2 protein-coding genes are annotated in these 1,154 nt (G+C 31.4%); both read right to left on the reverse strand.

Annotated elements, in window-relative coordinates; genetic code table 11:
* Positions 1–143: 143 nt before the first annotated feature.
* Complete coding sequence (locus tag V7150_RS26460) at positions 144–353, reverse strand: hypothetical protein (RefSeq protein ID WP_335524282.1); 210 nt, start codon at positions 351–353, stop codon at positions 144–146.
* 121 nt (positions 354–474) lie between these two features.
* On the reverse strand, positions 475–1,023 hold the full coding sequence (locus V7150_RS26465; RefSeq protein ID WP_335524283.1) for a DUF7660 family protein: 549 nt from the start codon (positions 1,021–1,023) through the stop codon (positions 475–477).
* Positions 1,024–1,154: the final 131 nt, after the last annotated feature.

Genomic DNA, 1,154 nt, shown 5'->3' on the forward strand with positions numbered 1-1,154 from the left:
TACTCTATAATGCAAGGTATTAAATTAAATAAAAAAGACTTTAAAGATAACAAGTCCTTCTTTCACTAAACTGCCCAGTTAGTGAAAGAAGAAAAAAGCATTACCGTTGTTCCAGTTATGCACCCTTTAGTAAAAAAATAACTTTAATACCAGTCCTTAAAAAATACCCATTTTCCATCATTGTCGAGTGAAAAGATAGATTTGCACTGCTTACATCTTAAAATAACACCTGATGGGTAATTAGGATTATCAACCACTACTTTTGTTGCACATTTTTCATAACCACACTTGGGGCATTTTTGTCTCATATCTTTTCTAACTTTCATCTTGTTTTCTCCTACAAATTCATACATTTGGTAACTCAATTTTACCATATTCTTGTTCCACTAAACTGCTCGTTAGTTCAATAAGTAATTAAACAAAAAGGCCTTAATCCTTCCTGGATCAAGGCACCAGTTAGTGTAATAAGGAAAGTTATTCATAAAATCTTCCCGATAAGAGTATGTTTGCAAAGTCCTTCCAACTAGGTTTGTCAGAAATCAAATTTGTATCTGTCATCCAAGCTTCCAAAGACTCAAAATATGCTTCGAGTGTGATATTTTCCCATTTCTCTTCATTGTTTTTTAAATCTATTCTTAACTCATTAATAAATGATATTAAATCTTCTTTTGTTTTTACAAAATCAGATTTATCCCAAATATCCATTTCTCCACGCTCATAATCCGATAACCAATTTTCATAATAATCCTTATCTTTTACCTTCGAGAAAACTACCGCAGGATATTCTTCAATTTCCTTCATAAGTTCCCTTGCTGTTATTTCTCCATAGTCCTTTATATATACGTTATCATCCAGAGGAAACTCCCAAATTTTAAATTTAGCCATCTCCACATTAGTATAACCTGCTACATCTCTTAACCAATAAACAGCACCGTCTTTATTAGGACTAATGACAACCTGTACAATATAGAATTTAAAATCATCGTCAATTGCATATGCTTTTAGCTCATTATCACTTTTCATTGTTATTTCTCCCTTTATACAATGAGATCTTTTATCCATAAAACATCTAAATTCATTCTCATAAAAAAGGTATTCGTTGCAAGAACTTATTAATCCTTCTTAAGCTAATCTGCCCGTTACTTCAATAAGAA

The organism is Neobacillus drentensis (assembly GCF_036965245.1).
In the GTDB taxonomy this organism is placed as follows: Bacteria; Bacillota; Bacilli; order Bacillales; family Cytobacillaceae; genus Neobacillus; species Neobacillus drentensis_G.

Bases quoted from the DNA above. Each gene is read 5' to 3' on its own strand.
- V7150_RS26460 (WP_335524282.1), bottom strand. From the start codon at position 353: ATGTATGAATTTGTAGGAGAAAACAAGATGAAAGTTAGAAAAGATATG.
- V7150_RS26465 (WP_335524283.1), bottom strand. From the start codon at position 1,023: ATGAAAAGTGATAATGAGCTAAAAGCATATGCAATTGACGATGATTTT.